The following is a 25415-nucleotide window of genomic DNA, read 5'->3' on the forward strand; positions in this document are numbered from 1 at the left end:
GCCCCCTTTACTCAACTATATTTTTATCAATCTTCATCCATCTTCAGTACAGCCATAAATGCTTCTTGAGGAACTTCTACGGACCCTACTTGCTTCATACGTTTCTTACCTTCTTTTTGTTTATCTAGAAGTTTTCTTTTACGCGAAATATCTCCACCGTAACATTTAGCAAGAACATTTTTACGAATGGCACTTATTGTCGAACGAGCGACAATTTTTTGTCCAATAGCTGCTTGAATTGGCACTTCAAATTGTTGTCTTGGGATTAATTTCTTTAACTTCTCAACAATAATTTTACCGCGTTCATAAGCAAAGTCATTATGCACGATAAAGCTTAAAGCATCAACTTGTTCTGCATTTAATAAAATATCAATTTTCACAAGTTTAGACGGTTTATACCCAATTAATTCGTAATCGAATGAAGCATAACCTTTTGTCCCTGATTTTAATTGATCAAAGAAATCGTATACTACTTCAGAAAGTGGAACTTCATAAATAATACTCACCCGAGTTTTATCGATATAATCCATGTTCATGAAATTCCCACGTTTCTTTTGACACAGTTCCATTACCGTACCTACAAAATCGTTTGGCACCATAATTGTCGCTTTTACATATGGCTCTTCAATTCTATCAATTTTTTGTGACTCTGGCATCATTGCGGGGTTGTCCACTTTTTTAATTTCCCCATCTGTCATATGAACATCATAGATTACACTTGGAGCAGTAGTAATTAAGTCGATGTTAAATTCACGCTCAAGGCGTTCTTGAATAATTTCCATGTGAAGTAGTCCTAAGAATCCACAACGATATCCAAAACCAAGAGCTTGAGAAGATTCAGGTTCAAATTGAAGCGCTGCATCATTTAACTCAAGTTTCTCAAGTGCATCACGCAAATCATTGTATCTTGCTGTATCAATCGGATACAAACCACAGTAAACCATTGGATTTAAGCGTCGATACCCTGGTAGAGATTCAGTTGCCGGTGTCGCCGCACTAGTGATCGTATCACCAACACGTGTATCTCCAACGTTTTTAATTGCTGCCGTTAGGAAACCAACGTCTCCAACAGTTAATTCGTCACGAAGTGTTGCTTTAGGTGTAAATACACCCGCTTCGACTACTTCAAATTCTTTACCTGTCGCCATCATAAGAATTTTATCCCCTGGACGAACAGTCCCTTCCATTACACGTATATACGCGACTACACCGCGATAAGGGTCGTAAAGCGAATCAAAAATAAGTGCTTTTAAAGGTGCCTCTGGATCGCCCGTTGGAGCAGGGACTTTTTCGACAATTTGTTCAAGTAATTCTTCAATTCCGATACCTGCTTTTGCAGAAGCTAGTACAGCCTCCGAGGCATCTAAACCAATCACTTCTTCTATTTCAGCACGAACACGCTCTGGATCAGCAGCAGGTAAATCAATTTTATTAATGACCGGCAAAATTTCTAAATCGTTATCTAAAGCTAAATAAACATTTGCCAATGTTTGAGCCTCAATACCTTGCGCAGCATCTACAACTAGAATTGCCCCTTCACATGCAGCTAAACTTCTAGAAACTTCATATGTGAAATCGACGTGTCCAGGAGTATCAATTAAATGGAACGTATAATCTTCCCCATCTTTTGCACGATAGTTCAATTGTACAGCGTTTAACTTAATGGTAATTCCACGTTCACGTTCTAAATCCATTGAATCAAGAAGTTGGGCTTTCATTTCTCTAGATGTCAATGCTTTTGTTTGTTCTAAAATCCGATCGGCTAATGTTGATTTGCCGTGATCGATATGGGCGATAATAGAAAAGTTTCGAATATTTTGTTGACGTTTAATACGTTCTTCTCGATTCATGTGATGTCCACTCCTACTTAAACTATTTAAAATTATAGCAGTGAACTCCCGTTACTTCAATGTTAGTTACCTTTAGAATTTTCAAAAACAACAGAAATTGCCTTCGATAGTATGGCAATAGTCCGATTTATTTCTTCTTCTGTATTTTCAATACCACCTAATTCTACTAATAATGACCGATCTGATAAATCTTGATTATAAATACCATTCCCAGTATCGTGAGTTTTTGCAAGGACGCCCTTGGAAATGGATGGTACCATTCCGTTCATTTCCTTGGAGACCGCTTTGGAAAATGCTTCATTAAATTTATAGTTTTTATGTTCTGCTCCTACTACAAGAATAATTTGTGCGTATTCCGTTCCATTTGATACAATTGTTGTTCTTTCACGCTTAAGTGAATCCCGATGCAAATCAATAATTACATCGTATTTTTTTGATTCCAACTGTTTTTTTAATACCGGTCGCATTTTAGTATACGCTTCATGAAACTTATGTCCTGATGCTTTCATTTCTTGCATATTGTCATATGGTAACACGTCTACAGAAGCACCGTTTAATTGAAAATGTTGAGTGAGAAGTGCGCTAACATTCATTATATTCTTAGAAGGATGATAATTTACTGCTTTTATACCGGATGACTTTTCAACAATCGGATGAAACGCTTCATGTGAATGCGTGAAATATAATAAAATGTCAAATGGATCTTCTACCGTTTCCGTAGTTACTTCTTTTGTAACTTCCTTTGTTACTACATTGGCCGCATATGCTATCGGGCTTTTCTCAACTTGTTGGGTGACATTAGTTCCAAAAGCTAGCATAGGAAGCTTAATCATCAAAATAGGGAGTAAAAATAAAAATAGATAGAAACTCAAGACCTTCTGCAATGTTTTGCGCATTCTTCACCCCTCCTCCTACAACTTACGTAGGATTAGGGCGAGGTAGAACTAAAAACATCGTCTTGTAACCAGGACAACACACCAGATTGTATCAATTCAGCATGTCTCTTCACCCAAGAATCTGTTTCTTTAGGTGTTACAAATAATTGTTGATGATGTGGCGGTAAAACTTCTTGCAAGAGAGCGCGTATCTCATCAGATGACCAGGAAGTCCATTCCCCGAAAATAGGCTTAATCGCTTCAATGTTAATTGGTGCGTCTGTACTTCTCAACCAAGATCCCACAGATAGCGCTGAAGATGCTTTCGTCGTTTCTCCTATCTGACTCGATATAACTTTAAATACAGTCTCAATCGCCTCCACAACTAGTACTGGGGCATCCACCACCATAGGAACACCAATTGCAGTTACTGGGACTCCTAATGATTCAAAAGAAATTTCATTGCGCATATTCCCTACACCTGAACCTGGATGAATTCCGGTATTTGTGATTTGAACTGTTTTACATAAGCGGTCTTGATTACGAGCTGCTAACGCATCGATAACCAGGATTAAATCTGGTTTTACATGTTCAGCAATCGCTTTTACAAATTCAAATGTTTCTAGTCCTGTTTGTCCAGTTACACCAGGTGCAAAAAATACGACTTTACCAGGTTCAAAAGATAAAGAGAACATTTCTTCATGGAACAGATCAATAGCTAATGGCCCAATTGCATCTGGAGTAATCGTTTTATTCCCTAAACCGATCACAGCGATTGTTGATTCCTTTGAAAGTTTCAGAAGTTGATGAATATCATTCAATGATGAAATAAGTTGTTGTTCGAGCTGTTTAAATCCGTCTTCATCTTCAACTGTTAATGTGGGTACGGATAAGGTAATATATGTCCCTTCCTTTTTGCCTATGGATTCAGCCCCACTTGCATCTGTTTCAATATGCGTAATAATAACGCGCCCATTACGATCTTCGTTCATTTGAATGCCTGGCGTATCATATAGGGTATCTTTCTCTTTTTTAGTTCGATGTTGTACTACTTCGTTCGCTTCGTCTATCAAATCAGTACGCATTAAATTCCGTTTACTCATTCTTATCACCTCAAGAAAAGTGTGCCCAAGGTGTCAAGTAAATATTCTTTGCGTGAATCTATTGCAATTTAACTATTGGTTTGATAAAATAATGCTTGTTGTATTTAGAATTACACTTTAATGCTTAAAGCAAAAAGCGTCCTTTAATTGCGCAAATTTTTAATTCGAGAATCTATGTATCTCGGATTCTTTTCTAGACACGAGCAGATCGAGAAAGTAAGCATGTGAACGAGCGAAACTGACGATGAGATGCGACGTGATCGGAAAGAATTATTTTTTAGGAGGTGAAAGATATGCCAAACATCAAATCTGCAATCAAACGTGTAAAAACGAATGCTTCTGCTAACGCACAAAACTCTCACACGAAGTCTCAAATGCGTACAGCGGTTAAGAAAGCTGAAACTGCTTCACTTAACAATGAAGAAAACGCAAAAGAACTTTTACAAACTGCTATCAAGCAAGTAGATAAAGCAGCTTCTAAAGGATTACTTCATAAAAACACAGCGGCTCGTAAAAAAGCTCAGTTAATGAAAAAAGCGTAAATATATGAAAGACCAGATTCGAAATTCGAATCTGGTCTTTTTTTATTGGAAAAGTTGAATATCGGATTTACTAAGAGTAATTCTTTGTTGATCGGCGTTATTATTGCAACTTTGGTAGTTATTTTTGCAACTCTCAATCTATCACCGAACATTAAATAGCCCTGATTCGCTTCATACACTAGCGAATCAGGGCTGTTTATTACAATCGATTCATTAAAAATAATTCTAATATACGTTCCCTTCTGCCACTACTCGTTTTTAATTGATAGTCTGCACTTGCAAGTCTATGTAAAACTTGCAACAAACGTTGTTCTTTAACTTGTTGTCTACTTTCTACAATTAATTTCACTCGGTATGGATTCACTTTTAGTTGTTTCGCAATGGCTTGTGCGTGGTACCCTTTTTTTTGCAAGTATTTCACATTAGATAGTAAGCGTATTTGAGAAGCTAGCAATGCAGTTAACATAATCGGTTCTTGTTTTTGCCGCAACAAATCATGGTAGACCGTCAAGGCGGTTGTCGTATCCCCGCGCAAATACGCATTGAGTAGCTGGAATGCATCCTGCTCTAATGTTCGTGTCATCAGCAGCTCTACTTCATCCTTAGTGATTTCTAGGCCTTCTCCGATATAAGTTGCCATCTTATGTATTTCTGATTGCAATTGAACTAAGTCTTGTCCAACTGTTTCAATTAATCGTGTAATCGCTTCACTCGTCATCGTTTTTTTCTCGCGCGCTACTATGGATTTAACCCATACCACTAAATCATTTCCTTCGAGCGGTTTTGCTACTAATAAAAGAGATTTTTCTTTCATCAACTTTGTTACTTTTTTGCGTTCGTCTAGTTTTTCATAAGGTGCAATAAAAATAGTAATCGCAGTTTCAGAAGGATTCTGAACCCAACTCTCAAACTTCTTTAAATCGTGATCTATTTTCTCTTTTCCTTTTTCAGTAGCTTTTAAAAAAGAGGCATTTTTAGCGATGATTAATTTTCGTTCTGTAAAAAATGGAATCGTATCTGCTTCTTCAATTACGTATTGCACGGGCACTTCATCTAAATCAAAAAGTAATACATCCGTTTCTCCATTTTGATTAAGTGATTCTTTCATGCGACGAATTGTTTCGTCGAAAAAGTAATGCTCAGTGCCGACAAGTAGATAAATCGGACTAAAATCACCTTGTTGAATCTTTTTCCAGGTACTTGAAAACATGAGAAACCTCCTATAACACACATTCGTTTCTATTATACATGAAAATAAAATGCTCCGGTTTTGAACAAAATGTGTCTTTCGTTTGAAATACAGGAAAAAAACTTGATGTTTATGGATTTTTTTTATAGAATCCCTTATAATAAAAGTTGTATTAGGAGGGATAGTTATGCACGAATTTGAAAAGAATGTCCAATCCACACGTAACGATGCGATTGACTCGGGTGTTGCTTTCGTAGTATCATTTGTTTTCTTTGCAGTGATATTTACCATTCCGACGGTAATTGACTTGATTACAAGATAAAATAGTAAAAAAGAGACTTTTCATTGTGATAGGTCTCTTTTTATTATGCCCTTATCTGAAGTCGTACGTATGGTCATTTCCTTATTATTATAACGGACATGGATCGAGCCCACATCTGCCGTTGTTAGTGTCGGCATTTGATTTTCCTTAAACCTATTAACTACTTCAACATGGGGATGCCCATAACGATTGTTTTTTCCCGCTGAAAAAACAGTTATTTTAGGATTAAGTTTTTTAATAAATGGCAAAGTACTCGAAGTTTTGCTTCCATGGTGCCCACCTTTTAGTAAAGCGATATTTTGTAAGCCTTTATACGCATTTAACAATTCCTCTTCCCCATCTTTTTCTAAGTCTCCTGTCAACAAAACCGTAAACAGTTCATGTTTGGTATATAAAACTAGTGAATCGTCATTTCCTTTATACTCTGTATCTTGTGGAGAAACATACATAAATTGCGTATCTCCCAATTGAAAGCTATCCCCTGCAAGTTTTTCTTTGATTGTAATCTTCTGGAGCATAGCTGTTTGAACGGCTTGTTGCAAAGCTGATTCGGAAGTAGCACCTGGTGTCACATGGATTTCTCCCACACTTATTTCTTCTAAAATTTCTTCCGCACCTTCTATATGGTCACTATCTGCATGTGTCCAAATAAATTTATCAATGTAGTGAATGCCCCGCCCTTTTAGAAAAGGTACAACCACTTCTCGCCCAATTTCAAATGGGTCGTCTGTTTGTTTCCAAGCTTCTTGACCAAATCGTAATAAACCTCCTGAGTCAATAAGAATTACCCCTTTTTGATGAGGGAGTTCAATAAGCGTAGCATCTCCTTGACCTACAGATAAAAATGTCACTTCGATGGATGAATCGAAATACGGTGTTGCTTGAATTAATACGATAGGAAGTCCTAGTGTCAACGCCATTTTTTTCAGTGGATATTGAATTTCTAAAACAAAAAAAGTACTCACCACACCTAAGTATGCAATCACAACTTGCCAGTTGGAAAGTTTGCCTGGATTCCACAATTGATGCGGAATAGAAGCTATTTTCAAAATAAACGTCGTTAGAGTTAAACGTAGCGGTTCATATAAGAGAAAAATTAGATCTGATAAGTAAGGTAGTATAAACGACACTAGAAATAATAGTAAATTGATGGGTAAAATAACAACTGAAAAAAGAGGGACAAAAAATAAATTAACAATAAAGGAGGATAACGAAATCTCATAAAAATGAAATAGAAGTATGGGGGCTACTCCGATTTGACAAAGAAATGTAATCCAAAATGATTGTTTGAAGACACTTGTTTGCTTCTTTAAAAAAGGCGAAGAATAAAGCAAGGACGCAGCTGCTGCATAAGATAATTGGAAACCAATCTGCAATAACACACCCGGTTGTATAAAAATAGAAAATAGTAAGCTTAGAGCAAATGCATCTTCAATCGACAGTCGTTTATTCATTTGCTTTGAAAGTAACAGTATTTCCACAACCCCAACAGCACGCCACACTGAAGGAGCTCCACCTACTAAAATTGCATAAATAGGTAAACAGATTAACAAACACCAAATTGCAACTTCTTTTCTAATTGATAGTCTTAACATCGACTGATAAAAAATAAAGGTTAAGAATGCTACATGTAACCCCGAAATGGCAAACAAATGGGTAATACCAAGTATTTGATAGGCACGTGTTTGTTGTTGGTCCACGTCATCTCGTAATCCGAGCAATAAGGCTTTTGCTTCAGGTTGAAGGGAAAGTGGAAAATGGACTTCAATATGCTTTTTCATTTGAAAACGTCTATTTGCAATCCAACCAAAAAAACCACTTGGCTCTGAGATTTTTTCTAATGAAGTGACAGACAACATCCCAGATGCCCCGTGGCTCGTTAAATAGGTTTGCATATTAAACGCATAGTCATGAGCTGGTATCGGTACTTCTGTTAGTTGTCCATTCAATACAAACGTTGCACGTGTCAATGATTGTTCTTGAAACATGTTCTTCTCATCTTCTGATACAAAAGTATATGTGAGATACCACTTCTGTTTTTCTTCTGAAATGGCAAAACCACGTAATTTAGACCCTTTTATACTGTGAATAGATGTTAGTTGAATAACGCTATCTTGTTTGATTTTTTGATCACCAATAGACAATTTCGCTTCAGCATGGATAAAGAAAAAAATGGCTATAGTGACATAACTTAATATAAATGTTTTCGGTAAGCGTTTTCGAAAAAACAACATAAAAATGAATGCATGTACAAAAAGAAGTTCAATTGAAGCAATTGAAGCACTCGTTGATATAATGGCTGCAATTGCTAAATAGATTAGTCGTTGGTTCCAATAGTTTTGCCAAATAATTCATTCACCTGCGCTTCATATGAAGCCAATTCTTCAGCAGAAACTCCATTCTCTCTTAATTTTTGAAGCATTTCTAAGTACAAAGTTATTTTTTTATCACTAAGGAAATCGATTTTTCGTTCATCAAAAGGCACATGGACAACCTCTACACTTGCTTGCTTGAACAATTGAGTCGCATATTCATTGTTTTTATAATCCTTCGCATAATATAAACGTCGAATTCCTGCTTGAATAATTGATTTTGTGCATGGTAAACAAGGAAAATGAGTCACATATAAATCTGCTTCATTCGTTGAAATGCCATATTTTGAGCATTGAAGTAAGGCATTCATTTCAGCATGAATCGTACGGACACAATGATGATCTACAACATAGCATCCTTGATCAATACAATGGTCTCCTCCTGAGATGGAACCATTATAACCACCTGCCATGATTCGTTTATCACGAACGATTGTCGCACCTACCGCTAATCTTGTACACGTGCTTCTCAATGCTAGTAAATGGCTTTGTGCCAAGAAGAATTGATCCCATGTTATTCGCTCCATAAAAACGCCCCCTGATTGTAAACTCTTATCTAGTTTAGTGGGAATATGTTTCACACGTCAATTGAATATGATTTATTCAACCGAAATAAAGTCTTTTAATTTTTCAAATGTTAAATCACCAATACCCGTTACTTTTTTTAGTTCATCGATGGATTGAAAAAGTCCCTTTTCATCACGGTAAGTAACAATAGCATTTGCCTTAGACGGACCAATACCAGAGAGCGTCGTTAATGTCGTTTCATCCGCCGTATTGATGTTGATGATTGTGGATTGTGATTCTGTCGTCGTACCTGGCTTTGTAACAACTGTCGTAGGTACATCAATTTCTCCAATGAACGGCACATAAATCACCATCTCATCAACTAACTTCGCAGCAAAATTTAACTCTTTTTCTTCTGCAGTTGGAAGTATCCCTCCTGCAATTTGGAGTGCGTCAAGCACACGACTGCCCATTGGTAATGTATACATACCAGGATTATGGACTTGTCCTTTTACATCAACGACAACAGATTCACTTTCTTTAATACTGACTGGACTTGTTTCAGGATGTTTCTCAGTTGGGATTGTACTTGGGATAGGGTTTTGGATGGTTTCAAGCGTACCGGCAAGAGGGGGGGCCGGTTTGTGGGAAAAGGGTTGAAATAATAAAATAGCCAAAATTATTACAGCACATACAAGTACTAATTTATTCGTATGTTTTTTTATCCATGAAGGATTCAGACTGGGTCATCCTTTCCTACAGAGAGCAATTCTTATGGAGTTAAACATACTATAAACGAATTGCTCTAAATTGGAAAGTTTTCTTTTAAGTTATTGTAAAAGAAACGGAGAGTTTATTTAATTGCATGAAAAAAAATACGTTCACTGTCTTTTTTGGGAGATTCATTTGACCAGTCTGCTGTTACTTCAATTCGAGTAAAACCAGCTTTTTGTAAAAATGATAGATACATACTTACATCAAACGAGCGCTGAAAATGACTTTCTTCAAAACGATCATATGAGCCATTTGAGTTTTTCATAAAAAATGTTAAATCATGATAGATAGAATGTGGATGTTCGCCTTCTTCAGTATGCCAAATATAGGCAACATTTTCATCTTCATATGTAAATGGTCCATCTAAAAACAATTCATCCATTTTAAAAATAGAATGAACGTCAAAAAATAGCTGACCATCTTCAGTCAACAATTGATATATGTTGTGTAATGTTTGAAGAACTTGATCTTCATCTTCCAGATAATTTAACGAATCTATCGAAAGAATCGCCACATCTAAATCTTGAAAACCTTCTAATTCAGTCATAGACATATGAAATAAAGGAATATGATAGCCTTCTGTTTGAAAACGCTCAGACGCCATTGCAAGCATCTCTTCAGATAAATCTACAGCTTGAACAAGAAAACCCTGTTCTGCAAATTTTGCAGACAGGACTCCGGTTCCACAACCAATATCTAATAGAGATTTACCTTTCACATTTTCTATACACGAAACAACCTTATGAACATAATTGTCATAAGGTATGTCGGTCATTAATGCATCATAAATGTGCGCAAACTCTTTGTAACTAGACATTACGCTTCTAAGTTTACAGAGATAATTGGTGCATCTCCCCATAAACGTTCTAAGTTATAAAATTGACGTTCGTCTTTGTGGAATACATGAGCAACAACGTCACCCATATCGACTAATACCCAACGAGCTGCGTCATAGCCTTCTAGACGTTTTACATCATATCCAGCTTCGCCTGCTTGATCTGCCATTTCTTTTGCTATTGCTTGTACTTGACGGTCAGAGTTTGCATGACAAATCACAAAATAATCTGCAATTAATGATACACCTTGCATATTTAATACGATGATATCTTCTGCACGTTTGTCATCTGCTGCTTTATACGCTATTTCTAATAATGTTGGAACTGTCATTCAGTCATTTTCCTTTCGTGTAACCAAATCATTGTAACAATGAATGGAATCCGGATATACCGGTTGATTTTTTTTTATTAAAAATTGAATGGAATGTTTTACACAAGCCTTCATTAATAATTCGAGTCCTTGGTCAGCTTGCTGTCTTAATTCATCGACACCTGAAAATTTTCGATTTGGTTCAATCATATCAGCACAATAAATGATTTTCTCAAGTTTGGACATATATTTACGACCAGTGGTATGGTAGCAAATTGCATTTAAGACATCTTGATTGGTTACCCCAAATTCCTGCTGAGCTACGAATGCCCCCACAGGAGCATGCCACAATTCATGGTGAAATGTTAAAAGTGTTGGATCCATTTGTTGTTTGATAATGGTTTGTTTCATCCAGTCTCGATCTGCAAATTTCACGACATCATGTAAAATAGCAGCAAGTTCTGCAGCTTTTTCAGATTCACCATACACTTTCGCTAATTCAATAGCAGTTTCCATTACTCCTAAAGTATGCACATATCTTTTTTCAGGCATTCTTGTACGTATAGCATTTAACAAATCATCTCTATTCATACAACTTCTCCTGACGAATATAAGTTTTTACACTTTCCGGGATAAGTAGGGAAACGTCTTTACCTTCTTTTAGACGATTACGTAACATCGTTGATGATAAATCAATTAATGGTGCATCGATTAATGTGACCGGATATTTCGATTTTTCGTCATATCCTGGACGACGTACGCCAATCAAACGAACATCCTTTACAAGCTCATCTATCTCAAACCATTTATCCAAATAGGCAATCATATCCGCACCAATTAGAAAACTAAATTTCGTAAGTGGTTCTCGCGTTTGCAATTCCTTCATCGTATCAATCGTATAGGATACCCCACCGCGATTTATTTCAAGCGCTTCCACAGTAAAATATGAGAATGGTTCAACTGCTAGTTCAATCATGCGAAGTCGTTGTTCACCTGTGGCTAGCTGAGTCGCTTCTTTATGGGGCGGTTTTGCATTCGGCATAAAGCGGATCTCATCAAAATGAAATGCATGATAAACTTCATTCGCCATAATTAAATGTCCAATATGTGGCGGATTAAAAGTTCCTCCAAAAATGCACACTTCTTTCATCGTTAGCCTCTTGTTGGTAACACAATTTTTCTATTGTTTACTGATGGTTTGTATAACACAATTGTTAAACCAATTAATTGAACTAGTTCTGATTTCGTACCTTTTGCTAATTGTTCTGCTACTTCTTGTTTATCATCTTCACAATTTTGCAAAATGCTGATTTTGATTAATTCACGAGTTTCGATCGCTTCTTCAATATGTTTAATTAAATGTTCATTTACTCCGCCTTTTCCAACTTGGAAAATAGCTGATAAATGATGAGCTTCGCTTCGTAAAAAACGTTTTTGTTTACCTGTTAACATGTGGACCTCCTAGTATTTGTTGGACTTGCTCTATAGTTTGCTTCGTATCTGGTTTGCGATTTGTCCACTTTTGAAATGACAATGCTCCTTGGTGCACAAACATCCCCACTCCATTTAAACAACGTGCTCCTCGATCTTTTGCTTCAACCAAAAATGGCGTCAATAATGGATTATACACAATATCTGCAACAATTGCTGAAGATGTTACATTTTTAAGTGACAACGGCATGTCTACATTAGTTGTTATCATACCCGCTGGCGTTGTTTGTATGATGATTTTAAAGTCTGCCAGTTCAACTTCTGCTTGCTCTAGCGATAGGGCACGACCACTTTTCAAATCAGCGATTAAACGTTGTGCATTTGAAAAACTGCGGTTTGCACATGAGAGATTTACATAGCCTTGCTCTTTTAATGCAAAAGCAATTCCTCTTGCTGCTCCACCAGCACCAATGATTAAAATAGGCAGTTCTTTAAGATTTAAACCCATTGCTTCTTCTAGTGAATTAACGAACCCAATGCCATCGGTATTGTAACCTGTTAATGTGCCATCTTCTTCTACAACAACTGTATTAACAGCGCCCATTAGTTCTGCTGAAGAATCTATTTGATCTAAAAATGGCAAAATGGCTTCTTTATGTGGAATCGTTACATTCCAACCACTTGCTCCTAAAGATTTTAATGAGTGAACAGCATCGGCTAGTTTTTCTTTTTTGACTTGCACAGGAATGTAAGTGGAGTCGATTGTTAAATCGGAAAACCACTTACTATGCATGCTTGGTGACATTGAATGAGAGATCGGGTCACCGATAACCGCGTACCATTTTTTCAAGTTAGCAGCCCCCTATATTAGCGATGGACGAATTTGTATTTCTACACCTTTAGGAGCATATGCTGCTATGACCACGTTTGGTTGATTGACAGTTATCCACCCTAAACCTGAAAACACGATATCTGTTTTCTCTGCTTTAATCGAAAATTCATGACGTACAAGTGATGGGAACTTGTCCTTAAATTTTGTAGATGGTGGTGCTAGCATTTCGCCTAAATGTTCAGCATATAAGGTATCAGCATTTTCAAGTTTCGTTCGGTGAATATTTAATTCATTAGAAATATGAACTGTAAACGATGAGCGCTCGCCTTGAATAAAGTCAAATCGAGCTAGACCGCCTAAAAATAACGTTTGTCCCGCATTTAACTGGAATATTTTTGGCTTGATTTCATTTTTGGGCATAATTGATTTAAGTTCAGATGAATCTAAATAATGAGCCATTTGATGATGATTGATAATCCCTGGCGTATCATAAAGAGATTGATTATCGTCTAACGGTATTTCAATTAAATCAAGTGTTGTACCTGGGAAGTGAGAAGTTGTAATCACTTCTTTTTCACCTGTAACCTGCTTGATAATGCGATTAATGAACGTTGACTTTCCAACGTTCGTACAACCAACCACATAAGCATTTTTACCATCTCGAAGGCGATCAATAGCTTCCATAGCTTCAACCATTCCTGTACCTTTATGAGCACTAACTAACATCACTTCAACTGGTTTCAAGCCAAGTTTTTTTGCTTCTTGTTGTAGCCATTTAATCACACGATGTTTTTTGACTGATTTAGGTAGCAAATCTACTTTGTTCGCCACTAGTAATATTGGGTTATTTCCTACAAAGCGGTGTAAACCTGGTAACCAACTGCCATTGAAATCAAAGATATCGACAATTTTCACAATTAACCCCTGCTCATTTCCAAGACTATTTAAGATGCGTAAAAAATCATCGTCTGTTAATGATACAGGTTGTAATTCGTTATAATTTTTCAAGCGAAAACAACGTTGGCATATGATTATTTCTTTTTCTAGCGAAGACTGTGGCGCAAAGCCAGGTGCTTTCGTATCATTTGTTTGTATTTGTGTACCGCATCCGATACATGTTGGTATAGTTGTCAAACTTCTTCCTCCCAAGTTACATAACCTCTTCTTTTTAAAGCTTTAAATATTCGTCGTTCAACCAAACGATTAAATTTCGTGAAAAAACCGTCTGATTTTGCTACTGGTAATACTAAAATTGTGTGCAAATTAATGCGATTCCCACCAACAACATCCGTTAAAAGTTGATCTCCAATAACGACAACTTCTTCCTTTTTTACATCCATCGTGTTAAGTGCTTTACGAAACGCTTTGCCCATTGGTTTACGTGCTTTATATATGAATGGAATACCAAGTGGATCTGCAAAAGATTTCACTCGAAGCTCGCTATTATTAGAAACAATTGTCACTTGAATCCCTGCGTCTTTCATGCTTTTTAACCAGTTCACAAGTTTTGGAGTTGCCTCAGGACGATCCCATTCAACAAGTGTGTTATCTAAATCTGTTATGATTCCGCGAATTCCTTTTTCAAGTAATCGTTCAGGTGAAATGTCAAATACATTATTCACAAATTCGCTTGGTAAAAATTTTTTGTACACCGTGACACACTCCGTTCAACCTTTTTTCTGTAATGATTATAACATACTCCCTATTTTCTCACCCACTCGTACTCGAGAACCAGGAGTAATGGATGAATCAAGTTGAAACGCATTTTTTTCGAATAGTAAAACTACTGTAGAACCAAAAGTAAAATAACCAATTTCTTCGCCTTTTTTCCAGTCTCGTGATGTGTTAGTCATTTGAATTGAATTGACGAACATAGCACCAACACTTATGACAGCACAATGTTTTAGATTCGAGCAAATTAAATTTGTGATTTGACGATAATTTCCACTAATCGGGGTTTTTCCATACGTTAAACCTGCTTGATTTACTGGATATGATTTCTCACCAAGAGTCACTTGTTTTTTAACATGGCCATTTACCGGGCTATGAATGCGATGATAATCGGCAGGACTTAAATAAAACACAATATAGGTACCGTCTACATAGAGAGAAGCTTGATCTACATTACCTAGAAGATTAGTCACTGTATACGCTTTTTCCTTCACTAAAAATGTACCATTAGAAGTAATAGAACCTGCTGACTCTACTTTTCCATCTACAGGACTACTTGCTACCATTTCTCCATTTACGATTGGGTGATATTGCGATTGGATTTTCCGAATAAAAAAATCATGCAATGTTGGAAATGTATCAATAGACTGGGAAACTTCCTTCATTTCAATTCTATATGTACGAATATATGATGGAATAATTTTTCGACTCCAGCTTGATTTTGCAAAGCGTTGAATTGCTAATGAGGACCATTTTCCGTTCGTTAATTCAATTAGTGATTGGTACACTTTGTGTTTCATGTTAACCCGCCTATTCTAAATATGCTCTACCTTTTTTTAGCAAAAAGAAGTATAATAAAAAAATACTGTATACACGAAGGAGTGTTTTCCATTGTTTTTATTCCAACGCGTGGATCACACAATCAAGAAAATGAAAGCTAATGCAGCAAATATGATTACCATTGGAAACTTATCTTTTGGTGGAGCTTCAATCATGACTACATTAAACGAATCATATAGCTATAGTGTTTTGTTTATATTTATCGCAGCTTTACTAGACCGTTACGACGGAATAGTTGCTCGTAAATATAGTCAAGAATCAGAACTTGGGAAACAACTGGATTCCATGAGTGATATCATCTCATTCGGCATTGCTCCTGCGATTCTCGTTTACATGATTGTTTTAGTTGAATTTGGAACAGCTGGAATGGCCTTTGCCATCATTTATATCGCAAGTGGAGCTTTTCGATTAGCACGCTTTAATACGATGGAAACAACTGGCTACTTTACAGGACTCCCAATTACCGCTGCAGGAACCTTACTGACACTTTCTTATTTTGGGTTGTCACTATTCACACCTGTTTTATATATGTTTCTCATGCCAATCTTGGCAATTTTAATGATTAGCACATTTACATTAAGAAAAGTGTAACGACCGCAAATTGCGGTCGTTTTTTTCATGCTTTAAACATCGCTATCATATAGTGACAAAAGACGACATGGAGGTGCACGTCATCATGAGTGGATTATTGTCTGCTGTCATTCAATTATGGATTGAAATTCCTGTTTTTATCGGTTACTTGAAGGGTCAGGCGTTTCGAAAACCTCTTTCCCAAGAAGATGAAGCCATATATGTGAAACGTTGCTTAGCAGGTGAAGAAGAAGCCAAACATGAATTAATCGAACGCAATATGCGACTTGTCGCACATATTGTCAAAAAATTTCATCCCAAACATGAACAACTCGATGATTTCATATCAATTGGTACAATTGGATTAATGAAAGCCGTTGCAAGTTATACTCCAGATAAAAAAACACGCCTCGCAACATACGCAGCTCGCTGCATTGAAAACGAAATTCTTATGCATTTACGTTCTCAGAAAAAAGTTCAAAAAGATGTCTCTCTTTTCGAGCCAATTGGTACAGATAAAGATGGCCATTCTCTCCAAATCACAGATTTACTCCATACTGATGAAGATACCGCACAACAAACTCTTGAACAAAAAGAACAAAAGGCACGATTATATCGACTTTTAGGCAAACTAGAAAAACGAGAAATTGAAATTATTGAACGCCGTTATGGCTTAAATCAATTTGAACCCATGACTCAAAAACAGATCGCCAAGCAATTAAATATTTCTCGGAGCTATGTCTCTCGAATTGAAAAGCGTGCGTTAGTAAAGATGTATCAATTGTTTACCCATGAAAAAAACTCTCTCAATTCACCGGATAACTAAAATACCGCAAAATCTTCACTTTTTATTTTAACACGGAATGTGATTATAGTTTACTGATTACTTGTAAAACGATTTCTGTCGAATGTTTCGCAGCAGTTGGTAAGAATTCTTCAAAACTAATTGATGATTCTTTTCCTGCGATATCTGACAAAGCACGAATCACTACAAATGGCACTTCAAATTGATGGCAAACTTGCGCAACAGCAGCCGCTTCCATCTCAGTAGCCTTCATGTGAGGGAAATGTCTTCGGACACTCTCAACACGCTCCGGATCGCTCATAAACGAATCACCTGTAGCAATAAGACCTGTTGCGAATTGATGCTGACCTAACTCTTCTACAGCCTCTTCTGCAAGTTTGCGTAGTTTACCATCAGAAATGAAAGCTGCTGGAAGTTGAGGAACTTGACCCATTTCGTAGCCGAATGCTGTTACATCTACATCATGGTGACGTACTTCATCAGAAATAACGATTGCACCTACTTCTAGTGATGTATCAAAACCGCCCGCTGAACCTGTATTAATGACTGCGTCTGGTTTAAAATGATGAAGTAAAATAGCAGTTGACATTGCTGCATTTACTTTCCCAATTCCACTTTTCAGTAACACAACATCATGACCTTCATATGTACCTTCTGTATATTCACTATTAGCAATAATAATCGTTTGTGGACTATTAATGACTAATCGCAACGCTTCTACTTCTTGTTCCATGGCACCAATTACTGCTACTTTCATTTATTCTTCCTCTTTTCTATTTAGAAATAAACAGTTTGCATCCGCAAAGGTGCAAACTTTTTTTTCATTATATTGATATCCGAAAAATTCGTACTTTCTTAATTCGTGCAAAAACACTTCTCTAAAAATAATAAAAGCGGCGCCGAAAGTCAATAGGCGCCGTTTAATGTTTTTAAAGTTTCCATTTTTTCAGGTTTCCAGCCTTCGCCTTCTACCCATTGTAAACTTACACGGTATTTTTCTTCTTTATTTTTTGAAGATACAACCCCAACGGATTTTTGAGGACTTCCACCGTTTGCAATACGCCATACGATCATGTTGTCCGTAGATAAACCTGTAGTATATTCTATAGCTTTTATTTTTTCATCCCAGTCAACATGGCCTTCACTATAAACAGAAGTATGTTCGCCAGTTTGCGTTGTACCCACAGGCTTCCATGCAGTGTTAACTATTTTTTCGGAAATAAGTGGATCATTTGATGGAGTTGAAGTAACAGTACCACCCGTTGTAGGATCTTCAGGAGTCTTTTCTTCTTCTGTTGCTTCTTCTTCTTTCGCTTCTTCTTCAGTTTCTTTAGCACTCTCTTCGTCTGAGACAATTTCTTCGGAACCAACTTCAGGTTCTTCTTTTGATGCAACAGACTCATCAGCTGTTTCAGTCTCATTACTAGAAGACTTCGTTTCTTCCGTATCGTTTTTGCCATCAGCTTTTTCTGCATCATCATTACCGAGGAAGATAACTCCAGCAGTAATGACAATCATTACGACAACAAGGCCTATAAGTGCATTTAATATTTTGTTTGTGCGATTTGGTTTTTTTGGTCGATTACTTCTTGAGGTAAATCGACGCTGCGTGTTGTTTACCATCTGCGTATTCCCCCTTATATTAAGCATGATACCATAAATGCTCATGACAAATTAGACGAACGTATTAAAGAAATGTTTCATATCAATGAAAGACGATATCTGTTCATTAGAATGGGATATTACGATAGGGATTCATTAAAATCGAATTTGGTTGCAACTTTTCCAAAATATCACTGCAACCATCCAACTACATCCTAAGTAATTGATACAATTTGAATAGTTATATTCCCACTCGGTATTTTTACATTTACTTCTTCACCGACCTGTTTTCCTAAAACTTTTTGAGCAATCGGTGAATCATTAGAAATGCGACCTTCAAGTGGGTTGGCTTCTGCTGAACCAACAATAGTGTACGTCTCTAATTCCCCATCTGGAATTTCTTGAATAGTCACTGTAGAACCTATCTGGACAACCTCGGAGTCATGTTTAGACGGATTAATAATCACGGCATTGCGAATTATTGTTTCAATAGCAAAGATGCGACTTTCTACGAACGCTTGATCTTCACGCGCTGTTTCATATTCCGAGTTTTCAATTAATCCAAAACAACGAGATGCTTTAATGCGCCCTACCACTTCTTTACGTTTTATCGATTTCAAATAATCTAACTCTTCCTGTAAGTTCGTTAGACCAAACTGCGTGATGGATTGTTTCTTTTCAATTGTCATTGTTATCCCCCTTTGCAATAAGAAAAATGCCCGGTCCTTTTAAGAAGAGTAATCATAGTACCCTGTTGATTTCCTCTACAGTGGACGCTTTCCGTGCAGAAAACATCTACTATTCCCGCAGAAGTCGCCACCTGCGCTTCAATCAACTAATATAGATGGCAACTAAGATTATAGGTTGGTTCTATCTCTAGCTTAACTTAGAACCATTTATTCGTGTCTTAGCAATAAGCAATTGATATATTTTCTTGTTGGTTACTACACACTTCATGGATTGTAGTGGAAGGCGGCAGGAAAAACATGTGCTCCTGCGGTTACTCGTTGCAAAGCGTCCGCCTGTTTCTGCATCGCTACGCTAGCTTCGAAACATGAAAGGGCGTTGAAACGGAAATCAACAATATTAATGAAAAAATTTTTTGTCCAAAATACCTGAAACAATGGAACTAAAATTATATACTTTCTTATCTTTTAAGAAAAGCGCAAAGCGTTATAAGGTGTAGCTAATTATAAACTTATACTTACTTAATTCCGAAAAAATCCACACCCATTTTACAGGGAGTGGATTGAGATTTCATATTAATTTATTGACGTAATCTTGACGTCCATTTCGCCACCTGGAGTTAGTACTTTTACTTGATCTCCAACTGAACGCCCAATTAAACTTTTAGCGATTGGTGAATCATTTGAAATTAAACCTTCCACAGGATCTGCTTCAGCAGAACCTACGATTGTGTATGTCTCTTCATCGCCATCAGGTACTTCAATAAAAGAAACCGTCTTCCCTAAAGAAACTAAGCTAGTTTGCGCATCTTCTTCAATAATGACCGCATTGCGAATCATAGATTCTAAAGTAATAATACGTCCTTCAATGAAAGCTTGATCTTCTTTAGCAGAATCATACTCTGAGTTCTCAGATAAGTCTCCGAAGCTTCGTGCAACTTTGATACGTTCAACTATTTCTTTACGTTTAACCGTTTTCAAGAAATCTAGTTCGTCTGTTAATTTCTTTTTTCCTACAACTGTCATAGGGAATTTCTTTTCTGTTGACAATTTCTTTCACTCCTTCAACTACTTGCTATCTCATAAAAATTCTATGCTGCGATGATTTTATTTATGCGTCATAGTATTTAGATAATAATGTCAGTCTATCATAATCATGTTACACAATGATATCAGATTCAAGTATTGTTTTAATTTTTGTAACCATTAAATCTATTGCGACCTGATTTTGTCCACCTTCAGGAATAATGATATCTGCATAACGTTTAGTCGGTTCGATAAATTGATTATGCATAGGACGGACTACAGATAAGTATTGTTCGACTACCGATTCAATTGAACGGTCTCGCTCATTGATGTCTCGTAATATGCGTCGAATAATACGTAAATCTGAATCTGTGTCCACAAATAATTTAATATCCATTAATTCACGCAATCTCATATCTTCTAACACCAAAATTCCTTCTAAAATAATAACATCTTGAGGCTCGATAACGATTTTTTGTGGAGCACGGGTATGAAGCGTGTAATCATAGATCGGCTTCTCAATAGATTGACGATTTAGAAGTTGGTGAATATGTTCAATTAATAAATCTGTGTCAAACGCTAATGGGTGATCATAGTTTGTTGCTAGACGATCCTCAAATTTCAAATGACTTTGATCCTTATAATAATAATCTTGTTCAATTACTACAACTGATTTTTCTTTATAAACATCATAAATTGCTTTGGTCACGCTTGTTTTCCCTGAACCTGAACCACCAGCAATACCTATAACAAGGGGGCGCTTAAATGTCATCGTACAAGCTCCTTTCTCATCATGTTATGAGGACTAACTGGGTTATCTGATTTAAAACGCACGATTTGCAAAGGATGACGTGCAACATCCAGTTCATTGCCATCTTCATCCCATAAGGTTGAAATAGTCATTCGAAAATTTTCTATATCAGGGCCGAAGAATTCTACTTCTTGACCTGATGTAAAGTAGTTTCGTTGTTGAAGCGTGACCATTTTAGTGTCTTTATCATAATCCATGACAAGACCGATAAAGTCAGTAGTTGTTTTTCTCCCATGAACACCAAACATTTGTTCTTTGAAAGTCGGTTCTCCCTCAAAGAAAGCGGTATTTGCATCTCGGTTCGCGCATTTTTCCAACTCTTCTAACCATTCGCGTTTAATGATAAAGTTTTCTGGATCTGCACAATATGCATCTATAACTTTGCGGTAAACACTTACTACTGTTGCTACATAGTGAATCGACTTCATTCTACCTTCAATTTTCAACGAGTCAATACCTAGTTCAATCATACGAGGGATTGATTCTATTAATTTCAAATCTTTAGGGCTCATTGCGAATGGTGCGTCTCCTTCAGTGAACAAAGCTTTTTGTTCGCCATCATTCACCTCATATAAATCGTAGTCCCAACGACAAGACTGACAACAGCCTCCACGGTTTGAGTCACGAGCAGTCATATGATTCGATAACGTACAACGACCACTATAGGCAATACACATAGCGCCATGAATAAAAGATTCAATTTCAATGTCGACTTTTTCTTTCATTTCTTGGATTTCGTCTCCACTCGTTTCACGAGCAAGTACAACTCGTTGCAATCCTTCATCTTTCCAGTACTGAACAGCTTTCCAGTTAGACAATGATTGTTGTGTACTTAAATGAATTTCTAGATTAGGAGCTACACTGCGACATGTTTCGATAATCAATGGATCTGCTACGATAATCCCTTTAACACCCGCTGATTCAATATCCATTAAATATTGTGATAAACCATCCATATTTTCATTGTGCGCAAAGATATTTGTTGTAACGTATATTTTCGCACTATAGAGATTGGCAAATACAACAGCTTCACGCATTTCATCTATCGAAAAGTTCCCGGCATTTGAACGTAACCCGAATTCGCGACCACCAATAAATACGGCATCTGCTCCATAATGAATGGCAATTTTCAATTTCTCTAAGTCTCCCGCAGGAGCGAGAAGTTCTGGCTTTTTAACTATGACACGTTTGCCATCAATATTTTTGCTAATCTGGTCATGTTGAAGCATTGCCACCTTGAATTCTCTCCTTCCTTAATACACTGTTTCTTTAAAGAAGAAGCCGGTATCGAGTGGACGAAGATCCGGTTGCATTTCTTCAATTTCCGTTAATAAGTCATTTTTCATATTGTTATAAACTTCAGGTGATTGCATATACGCATCAATCGCTCTACGGTATAGCTTTGTCACTTTCGTTACATAAGTTGTTTCTTGCAAGACTCCATCGATTTTAAATGAGTCAATACCAGCTTCTAACAAGTCATTTAACTCATCAATGATGCACATATCGTTTGGACTGAAAATATGAGTGCCATTTAAATCCTCAAATATCGGATAGGTGTTGTGACGTTCCTTGTCATGCAAGAACATATTTTTATTGTTTGCACGGTTCTCTATTTCCATCGCTTTATCTTGGTACAAAAAGTAATTACCAAGCAACGAACGTTTTGATTGGAACATACAGGTCATCCCATGCACTTGTACTTCGACGGCAACTTCAGCATTCTCTTTTATCTCAATGATTTCATCCATGCTTAATTCTCGGGCTAATACGGCGCGATTTGCACCACGTTTCCCCCAATAGTTAGCAGTGAACCAATTAGTTGCAGTCATTTCTGTGTTCCAATGAAGTGGAATATCAAGACCCGCTTCCCGTTTAACCATCACCACTGCAGGGTCTCCAAAAGTAATCCCGTCTACTCCGATAGCCGCGAGTTTTTCCATGTAAGGACGTAATAAATCTACACGATCATTATGATAGAGGGCGTTCATGGCCACATATACTTTCTTTTTGGCAGCGTGCGCAAGTGTAACTGATAGTTCAATATCATCAATTGTAAACTCACCTGCTAAACGCAGACCAAATTGTTGTTCACCAACTAAAAAAGCATCTGCACCAGCCTCAATTAATTGTTCCAAATGAGCGACAGATTGTGGAGTAACAAGTAATTCTGTTTTTTTCATGCGAGTCACCTCTTTATACTAATCGTAATTCCATCACCAATCGGCAGGAATGTTGTTTCATATTCTTCATGAATCATGAGCCATTTAGTAAATTGTTGCAAATTTCGTACCATTGTTCGTTTTCTTCTAGGAACATCTTGGATATCTATTTCTGTAAAACCGTGCATGAGCATGTTATCACAATAAATAACACCACCGCTGGGAACGAGTGGTGAGTACTTGTCGAAAAAACGTTGATATTGACCTTTTGCAGCATCTATAAATACAGCATCATAGTGGCTTTGTTTGAAACTACTGATATCAATTTCAAGTGCATCGCCATGCAATAGTTGAATCCTGTCAGTCAGTCCAGCTTGTTTTAAATAGTTCGAAGCTAATTGAAAACGATCATTATCTTTTTCTATGGTAGTAAGTATAGCTTCAGGTAAAGTGTATGCCATACGAATGGCTGAATAACCAATTGCAGAACCAACTTCCAATATAGATTTCGGTTGTTGCAATCGCAGAAACTGTAAAAGTGATTCAATTGAAACTAATTCCATTATGGGAATATGTTTTTCCTTTGCAAATTGTTCCATATTCGACAGGAAATTAGACCTGGTTTTGATTTGTGAAGTAATATAGGATTGTGAAGTCCTCATGTTCAAACTAACTCCTTTGATGCACAAAAATTTCACCCCATTTTATCACAAAAAAAGAAGGAAAGCGACAGCTTTCCCTTTTTTTTTGACAATCTTGTCACGATTAGCGTAAATACTTTTCAATTTTTGCTAAATGTTCATCATAATTCTTGGAAAAATGATTGATACCTTCCTTATCAGCTAAGAAAAAGAAATTATCAGACTTAGGCGCGTTTAAAACCGCTTCGATAGACTCGGTTCCAGGATTTGAAATTGGTCCAGGAGGCAATCCTGGGATTACATATGTATTATATGGATGATCTATTTTCAAGTCATCATACAACACACGATCTTTATGCTCGCCAAGCGCATAGAGAACGGTTGGGTCAGTTTGCAATGGCATAGGTTTATCTAAACGGTTTTGGAATACACTCGCTATCATTTCACGATCGCTCTTTGCAGTCGCTTCTTCTTCAAGCAAGGAAGCGAATGTTAACAACCAATGTACAGACCTCTCCTGTTCTTCTAGACTTTCTGTATAGGCAGCCATTTTATTTTCAGATACACTCAACATTTGCTCGACAATAGATTCTAATGCAGGCTTTTCTTCATAAAACGAATAAGTTGCTGGGAATAGATAACCTTCTAAAGAATGTCTAAGATCCGGACCTTTAATTTCATCAGTTAGTAAGGATGGATATTTCGCAATCATTTGATCAATAAATTCCGAGTTCGTTACGAGATCCATAAACTCTTTTTTACTATATGAAGTTTTATCTTCCACTCGTACAGAAATTTCTTCAAGAGTTCGCCCTTCAGGAATTGTCATTGCAAAGAGTGGTTCGCGGTATACTTTTCCTGTTTTCAAACTTTCTATTAACTCATCAAGTGTCATAGATTTGGTTAATAAATATTTACCTGCTTGGAATTCCGATTCATTATTAAACTTCGCATAATACTTAAAAATTTTCGCATCATGAATTATTCCGTTTTTTTCAAGTAGCGTTGCAATCGAATCAAGGTTAGAACCAATTTTGACATCAATAGCAATAGTCTCTTCTGAGTTTTCATCTACTGGTAACAGCGCACTTTTCACATATTTGTATCCACTATAAGCAGTAATTCCTCCACCTATTAGTACAAGAAGAACAATTGCAAGAACAATGCGTCTTACAATTTTCACTTCTTTTTTCTTTTCTTTCATACGATTAAACATAATGTCTTTTTTTGTTTCATTTCCCATGGGTTACCCCCCTCTATCTGAAATTTATTATACAGATTTTTTACCAAAAGAAAAAGGCAAAATGATTTTCATCATTCCGCCCTTTTTTAGAAGACAATTTTTATTTGTTTTCTTCTTCTTCTTCTTCTTCTTCTTCTTCTTCTTCATCTAAGAAAGTGTTTAGCATTTCTTCAATTACGTCCCATTCTTCATCAGACTCGATAGGTAGAAGGTCGCCGTCTTTACCGTCTTCTGAAGGAGTGAAAGCAGAAGCATGAATTTCGATTTCTTCGTTTTCATCTTCTTCTGCAGCTATTGGATAGTAAAGTACATATGATTTGTTAAACTCTTCTGATTCAAAAGTAAAAAGTACTTCGCATAATTGTTCTGTACCGTTATCATCTATAATTGTAATGTTTTGTTGACCGTGTTCCAT

Annotated in this window: 30 protein-coding genes; 4 read left to right on the top strand and 26 right to left on the bottom strand. The window is 36.7% G+C overall.

Annotated elements, in window-relative coordinates:
• Positions 1-26 precede the first annotated feature (26 nt).
• From lepA to gpr, 3 genes are all read right to left on the bottom strand, one after another.
• Positions 27-1850: a translation elongation factor 4 gene (lepA, locus tag C406_RS0108360; protein ID WP_017380154.1), complete on the bottom strand. Its 1824-nt coding sequence runs from the start codon at positions 1848-1850 to the stop codon at positions 27-29.
• Positions 1851-1912: 62 nt separating this feature from the next.
• A complete protein-coding gene (gene spoIIP / locus C406_RS0108365) occupies positions 1913-2746 on the bottom strand; it encodes a stage II sporulation protein P (RefSeq protein ID WP_017380155.1) in 834 nt (277 codons plus the stop codon).
• Between the two features lie 32 nt (positions 2747-2778).
• Positions 2779-3828 (bottom strand): GPR endopeptidase, encoded by a 1050-nt coding sequence (gpr, locus tag C406_RS0108370; protein ID WP_017380156.1) that lies wholly within the window; start codon positions 3826-3828, stop codon positions 2779-2781.
• A 293-nt stretch (positions 3829-4121) separates the two neighbouring features.
• On the opposite strand from gpr, the gene rpsT reads away from it, so the two are divergent.
• The gene (gene rpsT, locus C406_RS0108375) at positions 4122-4370 is read left to right on the top strand and encodes a 30S ribosomal protein S20 (protein ID WP_017380157.1); all 249 of its coding nucleotides are present in this window, start codon (positions 4122-4124) and stop codon (positions 4368-4370) included.
• 199 nt (positions 4371-4569) lie between these two features.
• Here rpsT and holA read toward each other — a convergent pair whose 3' ends face one another.
• Positions 4570-5580, bottom strand: a complete 1011-nt coding sequence (gene holA, locus C406_RS0108380; protein WP_017380158.1) for a DNA polymerase III subunit delta — start codon at positions 5578-5580, stop codon at positions 4570-4572.
• 166 nt (positions 5581-5746) lie between these two features.
• Here holA and C406_RS20170 point away from each other — a divergent pair, with 166 nt between their 5' ends.
• Positions 5747-5881 (top strand): YqzM family protein, encoded by a 135-nt coding sequence (locus tag C406_RS20170; protein WP_017380159.1) that lies wholly within the window; start codon positions 5747-5749, stop codon positions 5879-5881.
• A gap of 20 nt (positions 5882-5901) precedes the next feature.
• Here C406_RS20170 and C406_RS0108390 read toward each other — a convergent pair whose 3' ends face one another.
• The 12 genes from C406_RS0108390 to C406_RS0108445 form a co-directional block, all read right to left on the bottom strand.
• The gene (locus C406_RS0108390) at positions 5902-8115 is read right to left on the bottom strand and encodes a DNA internalization-related competence protein ComEC/Rec2 (protein ID WP_017380160.1); all 2214 of its coding nucleotides are present in this window, start codon (positions 8113-8115) and stop codon (positions 5902-5904) included.
• Between the two features lie 83 nt (positions 8116-8198).
• Entirely contained in the window at positions 8199-8780 is a 582-nt protein-coding gene (locus C406_RS0108395) for a ComE operon protein 2 (protein ID WP_017380161.1), read from the bottom strand.
• 72 nt (positions 8781-8852) lie between these two features.
• Positions 8853-9437, bottom strand: a complete 585-nt coding sequence (locus C406_RS0108400) for a helix-hairpin-helix domain-containing protein (protein WP_017380162.1) — start codon at positions 9435-9437, stop codon at positions 8853-8855.
• A gap of 176 nt (positions 9438-9613) precedes the next feature.
• A complete protein-coding gene (locus C406_RS0108405) occupies positions 9614-10351 on the bottom strand; it encodes a class I SAM-dependent DNA methyltransferase (protein WP_017380163.1) in 738 nt (245 codons plus the stop codon).
• Entirely contained in the window at positions 10351-10701 is a 351-nt protein-coding gene (gene rsfS, locus C406_RS0108410; RefSeq protein WP_017380164.1) for a ribosome silencing factor, read from the bottom strand. Before rsfS ends, C406_RS0108405 begins: the two co-directional genes overlap by 1 nt.
• On the bottom strand, positions 10702-11271 hold the full coding sequence (yqeK, locus tag C406_RS0108415; protein ID WP_017380165.1) for a bis(5'-nucleosyl)-tetraphosphatase (symmetrical) YqeK: 570 nt from the start codon (positions 11269-11271) through the stop codon (positions 10702-10704).
• Positions 11264-11830, bottom strand: coding sequence for a nicotinate-nucleotide adenylyltransferase (locus C406_RS0108420; RefSeq protein ID WP_017380166.1), 567 nt, complete (start codon positions 11828-11830; stop codon positions 11264-11266). The genes yqeK and C406_RS0108420 overlap by 8 nt, the downstream gene beginning before the upstream one ends.
• 2 nt (positions 11831-11832) lie before the next feature.
• Positions 11833-12132, bottom strand: coding sequence for a ribosome assembly RNA-binding protein YhbY (gene yhbY / locus C406_RS0108425; RefSeq protein WP_017380167.1), 300 nt, complete (start codon positions 12130-12132; stop codon positions 11833-11835).
• Positions 12119-12961 carry a shikimate dehydrogenase gene (gene aroE / locus C406_RS0108430; protein ID WP_017380168.1) on the bottom strand — a complete coding sequence of 281 codons (843 nt, stop codon included), beginning with the start codon at positions 12959-12961 and terminating at the stop codon, positions 12119-12121. The genes yhbY and aroE overlap by 14 nt, the downstream gene beginning before the upstream one ends.
• 12 nt (positions 12962-12973) lie before the next feature.
• Positions 12974-14077, bottom strand: coding sequence for a ribosome biogenesis GTPase YqeH (gene yqeH, locus C406_RS0108435; RefSeq protein ID WP_017380169.1), 1104 nt, complete (start codon positions 14075-14077; stop codon positions 12974-12976).
• Positions 14074-14595: a YqeG family HAD IIIA-type phosphatase gene (locus C406_RS0108440; protein WP_017380170.1), complete on the bottom strand. Its 522-nt coding sequence runs from the start codon at positions 14593-14595 to the stop codon at positions 14074-14076. Before C406_RS0108440 ends, yqeH begins: the two co-directional genes overlap by 4 nt.
• Before the next feature lie 36 nt (positions 14596-14631).
• Positions 14632-15414 carry a phosphatidylserine decarboxylase gene (locus C406_RS0108445; RefSeq protein WP_017380171.1) on the bottom strand — a complete coding sequence of 261 codons (783 nt, stop codon included), beginning with the start codon at positions 15412-15414 and terminating at the stop codon, positions 14632-14634.
• A gap of 91 nt (positions 15415-15505) precedes the next feature.
• Here C406_RS0108445 and pssA point away from each other — a divergent pair, with 91 nt between their 5' ends.
• Together pssA and sigK are read left to right on the top strand one after the other, a co-directional pair.
• Positions 15506-16045, top strand: coding sequence for a CDP-diacylglycerol--serine O-phosphatidyltransferase (pssA, locus tag C406_RS0108450; protein ID WP_017380172.1), 540 nt, complete (start codon positions 15506-15508; stop codon positions 16043-16045).
• An 85-nt stretch (positions 16046-16130) separates the two neighbouring features.
• The gene (gene sigK / locus C406_RS0108455; RefSeq protein ID WP_017380173.1) at positions 16131-16850 is read left to right on the top strand and encodes an RNA polymerase sporulation sigma factor SigK; all 720 of its coding nucleotides are present in this window, start codon (positions 16131-16133) and stop codon (positions 16848-16850) included.
• A 43-nt stretch (positions 16851-16893) separates the two neighbouring features.
• Here sigK and mtnN read toward each other — a convergent pair whose 3' ends face one another.
• The 10 genes from mtnN to C406_RS0108505 form a co-directional block, all read right to left on the bottom strand.
• On the bottom strand, positions 16894-17586 hold the full coding sequence (gene mtnN, locus C406_RS0108460; RefSeq protein WP_017380174.1) for a 5'-methylthioadenosine/S-adenosylhomocysteine nucleosidase: 693 nt from the start codon (positions 17584-17586) through the stop codon (positions 16894-16896).
• Positions 17587-17735: 149 nt separating this feature from the next.
• Positions 17736-18452 (bottom strand): YrrS family protein, encoded by a 717-nt coding sequence (locus C406_RS0108465; protein WP_017380175.1) that lies wholly within the window; start codon positions 18450-18452, stop codon positions 17736-17738.
• A gap of 194 nt (positions 18453-18646) precedes the next feature.
• A complete protein-coding gene (greA, locus tag C406_RS0108470; RefSeq protein WP_017380176.1) occupies positions 18647-19120 on the bottom strand; it encodes a transcription elongation factor GreA in 474 nt (157 codons plus the stop codon).
• A 573-nt stretch (positions 19121-19693) separates the two neighbouring features.
• Complete coding sequence (gene greA / locus C406_RS0108475) at positions 19694-20167, bottom strand: transcription elongation factor GreA (RefSeq protein ID WP_017380177.1); 474 nt, start codon at positions 20165-20167, stop codon at positions 19694-19696.
• Positions 20168-20276: 109 nt separating this feature from the next.
• A complete protein-coding gene (udk, locus tag C406_RS0108480) occupies positions 20277-20915 on the bottom strand; it encodes a uridine kinase (RefSeq protein ID WP_017380178.1) in 639 nt (212 codons plus the stop codon).
• Complete coding sequence (locus C406_RS0108485) at positions 20912-22183, bottom strand: peptidase U32 family protein (protein ID WP_036654344.1); 1272 nt, start codon at positions 22181-22183, stop codon at positions 20912-20914. Before C406_RS0108485 ends, udk begins: the two co-directional genes overlap by 4 nt.
• 24 nt (positions 22184-22207) lie before the next feature.
• Positions 22208-23137, bottom strand: coding sequence for a peptidase U32 family protein (locus C406_RS0108490; RefSeq protein WP_017380180.1), 930 nt, complete (start codon positions 23135-23137; stop codon positions 22208-22210).
• A gap of 5 nt (positions 23138-23142) precedes the next feature.
• Positions 23143-23778, bottom strand: coding sequence for an O-methyltransferase (locus C406_RS0108495; RefSeq protein ID WP_017380181.1), 636 nt, complete (start codon positions 23776-23778; stop codon positions 23143-23145).
• Positions 23779-23881: 103 nt separating this feature from the next.
• Complete coding sequence (gene mltG, locus C406_RS0108500; protein WP_017380182.1) at positions 23882-25000, bottom strand: endolytic transglycosylase MltG; 1119 nt, start codon at positions 24998-25000, stop codon at positions 23882-23884.
• A 100-nt stretch (positions 25001-25100) separates the two neighbouring features.
• Entirely contained in the window at positions 25101-25415 is a 315-nt protein-coding gene (locus C406_RS0108505) for a DUF1292 domain-containing protein (protein ID WP_017380183.1), read from the bottom strand.

This window comes from Paenisporosarcina sp. TG-14, from assembly GCF_000297555.1.
Lineage (GTDB): Bacteria > Bacillota > Bacilli > Bacillales_A > Planococcaceae > Paenisporosarcina > Paenisporosarcina antarctica.

Bases quoted from the DNA above. Each gene is read 5' to 3' on its own strand.
- lepA (WP_017380154.1), bottom strand. From the start codon at position 1,850: ATGAATCGAGAAGAACGTATTAAACGTCAACAAAATATTCGAAACTTT.
- spoIIP (WP_017380155.1), bottom strand. From the start codon at position 2,746: ATGCGCAAAACATTGCAGAAGGTCTTGAGTTTCTATCTATTTTTATTT.
- gpr (WP_017380156.1), bottom strand. From the start codon at position 3,828: ATGAGTAAACGGAATTTAATGCGTACTGATTTGATAGACGAAGCGAAC.
- rpsT (WP_017380157.1), top strand. From the start codon at position 4,122: ATGCCAAACATCAAATCTGCAATCAAACGTGTAAAAACGAATGCTTCT.
- holA (WP_017380158.1), bottom strand. From the start codon at position 5,580: ATGTTTTCAAGTACCTGGAAAAAGATTCAACAAGGTGATTTTAGTCCG.
- C406_RS20170 (WP_017380159.1), top strand. From the start codon at position 5,747: ATGCACGAATTTGAAAAGAATGTCCAATCCACACGTAACGATGCGATT.
- C406_RS0108390 (WP_017380160.1), bottom strand. From the start codon at position 8,115: ATGTTGTTTTTTCGAAAACGCTTACCGAAAACATTTATATTAAGTTAT.
- C406_RS0108395 (WP_017380161.1), bottom strand. From the start codon at position 8,780: ATGGAGCGAATAACATGGGATCAATTCTTCTTGGCACAAAGCCATTTA.
- C406_RS0108405 (WP_017380163.1), bottom strand. From the start codon at position 10,351: ATGTCTAGTTACAAAGAGTTTGCGCACATTTATGATGCATTAATGACC.
- rsfS (WP_017380164.1), bottom strand. From the start codon at position 10,701: ATGACAGTTCCAACATTATTAGAAATAGCGTATAAAGCAGCAGATGAC.
- yqeK (WP_017380165.1), bottom strand. From the start codon at position 11,271: ATGAATAGAGATGATTTGTTAAATGCTATACGTACAAGAATGCCTGAA.
- C406_RS0108420 (WP_017380166.1), bottom strand. From the start codon at position 11,830: ATGAAAGAAGTGTGCATTTTTGGAGGAACTTTTAATCCGCCACATATT.
- yhbY (WP_017380167.1), bottom strand. From the start codon at position 12,132: ATGTTAACAGGTAAACAAAAACGTTTTTTACGAAGCGAAGCTCATCAT.
- C406_RS0108445 (WP_017380171.1), bottom strand. From the start codon at position 15,414: ATGAAACACAAAGTGTACCAATCACTAATTGAATTAACGAACGGAAAA.
- sigK (WP_017380173.1), top strand. From the start codon at position 16,131: ATGAGTGGATTATTGTCTGCTGTCATTCAATTATGGATTGAAATTCCT.
- mtnN (WP_017380174.1), bottom strand. From the start codon at position 17,586: ATGAAAGTAGCAGTAATTGGTGCCATGGAACAAGAAGTAGAAGCGTTG.
- C406_RS0108465 (WP_017380175.1), bottom strand. From the start codon at position 18,452: ATGGTAAACAACACGCAGCGTCGATTTACCTCAAGAAGTAATCGACCA.
- greA (WP_017380176.1), bottom strand. From the start codon at position 19,120: ATGACAATTGAAAAGAAACAATCCATCACGCAGTTTGGTCTAACGAAC.
- udk (WP_017380178.1), bottom strand. From the start codon at position 20,915: ATGACATTTAAGCGCCCCCTTGTTATAGGTATTGCTGGTGGTTCAGGT.
- C406_RS0108485 (WP_036654344.1), bottom strand. From the start codon at position 22,183: ATGCTTCAACATGACCAGATTAGCAAAAATATTGATGGCAAACGTGTC.
- C406_RS0108490 (WP_017380180.1), bottom strand. From the start codon at position 23,137: ATGAAAAAAACAGAATTACTTGTTACTCCACAATCTGTCGCTCATTTG.
- C406_RS0108495 (WP_017380181.1), bottom strand. From the start codon at position 23,778: ATGAGGACTTCACAATCCTATATTACTTCACAAATCAAAACCAGGTCT.
- mltG (WP_017380182.1), bottom strand. From the start codon at position 25,000: ATGGGAAATGAAACAAAAAAAGACATTATGTTTAATCGTATGAAAGAA.
- C406_RS0108505 (WP_017380183.1), bottom strand. From the start codon at position 25,415: ATGGAACACGGTCAACAAAACATTACAATTATAGATGATAACGGTACA.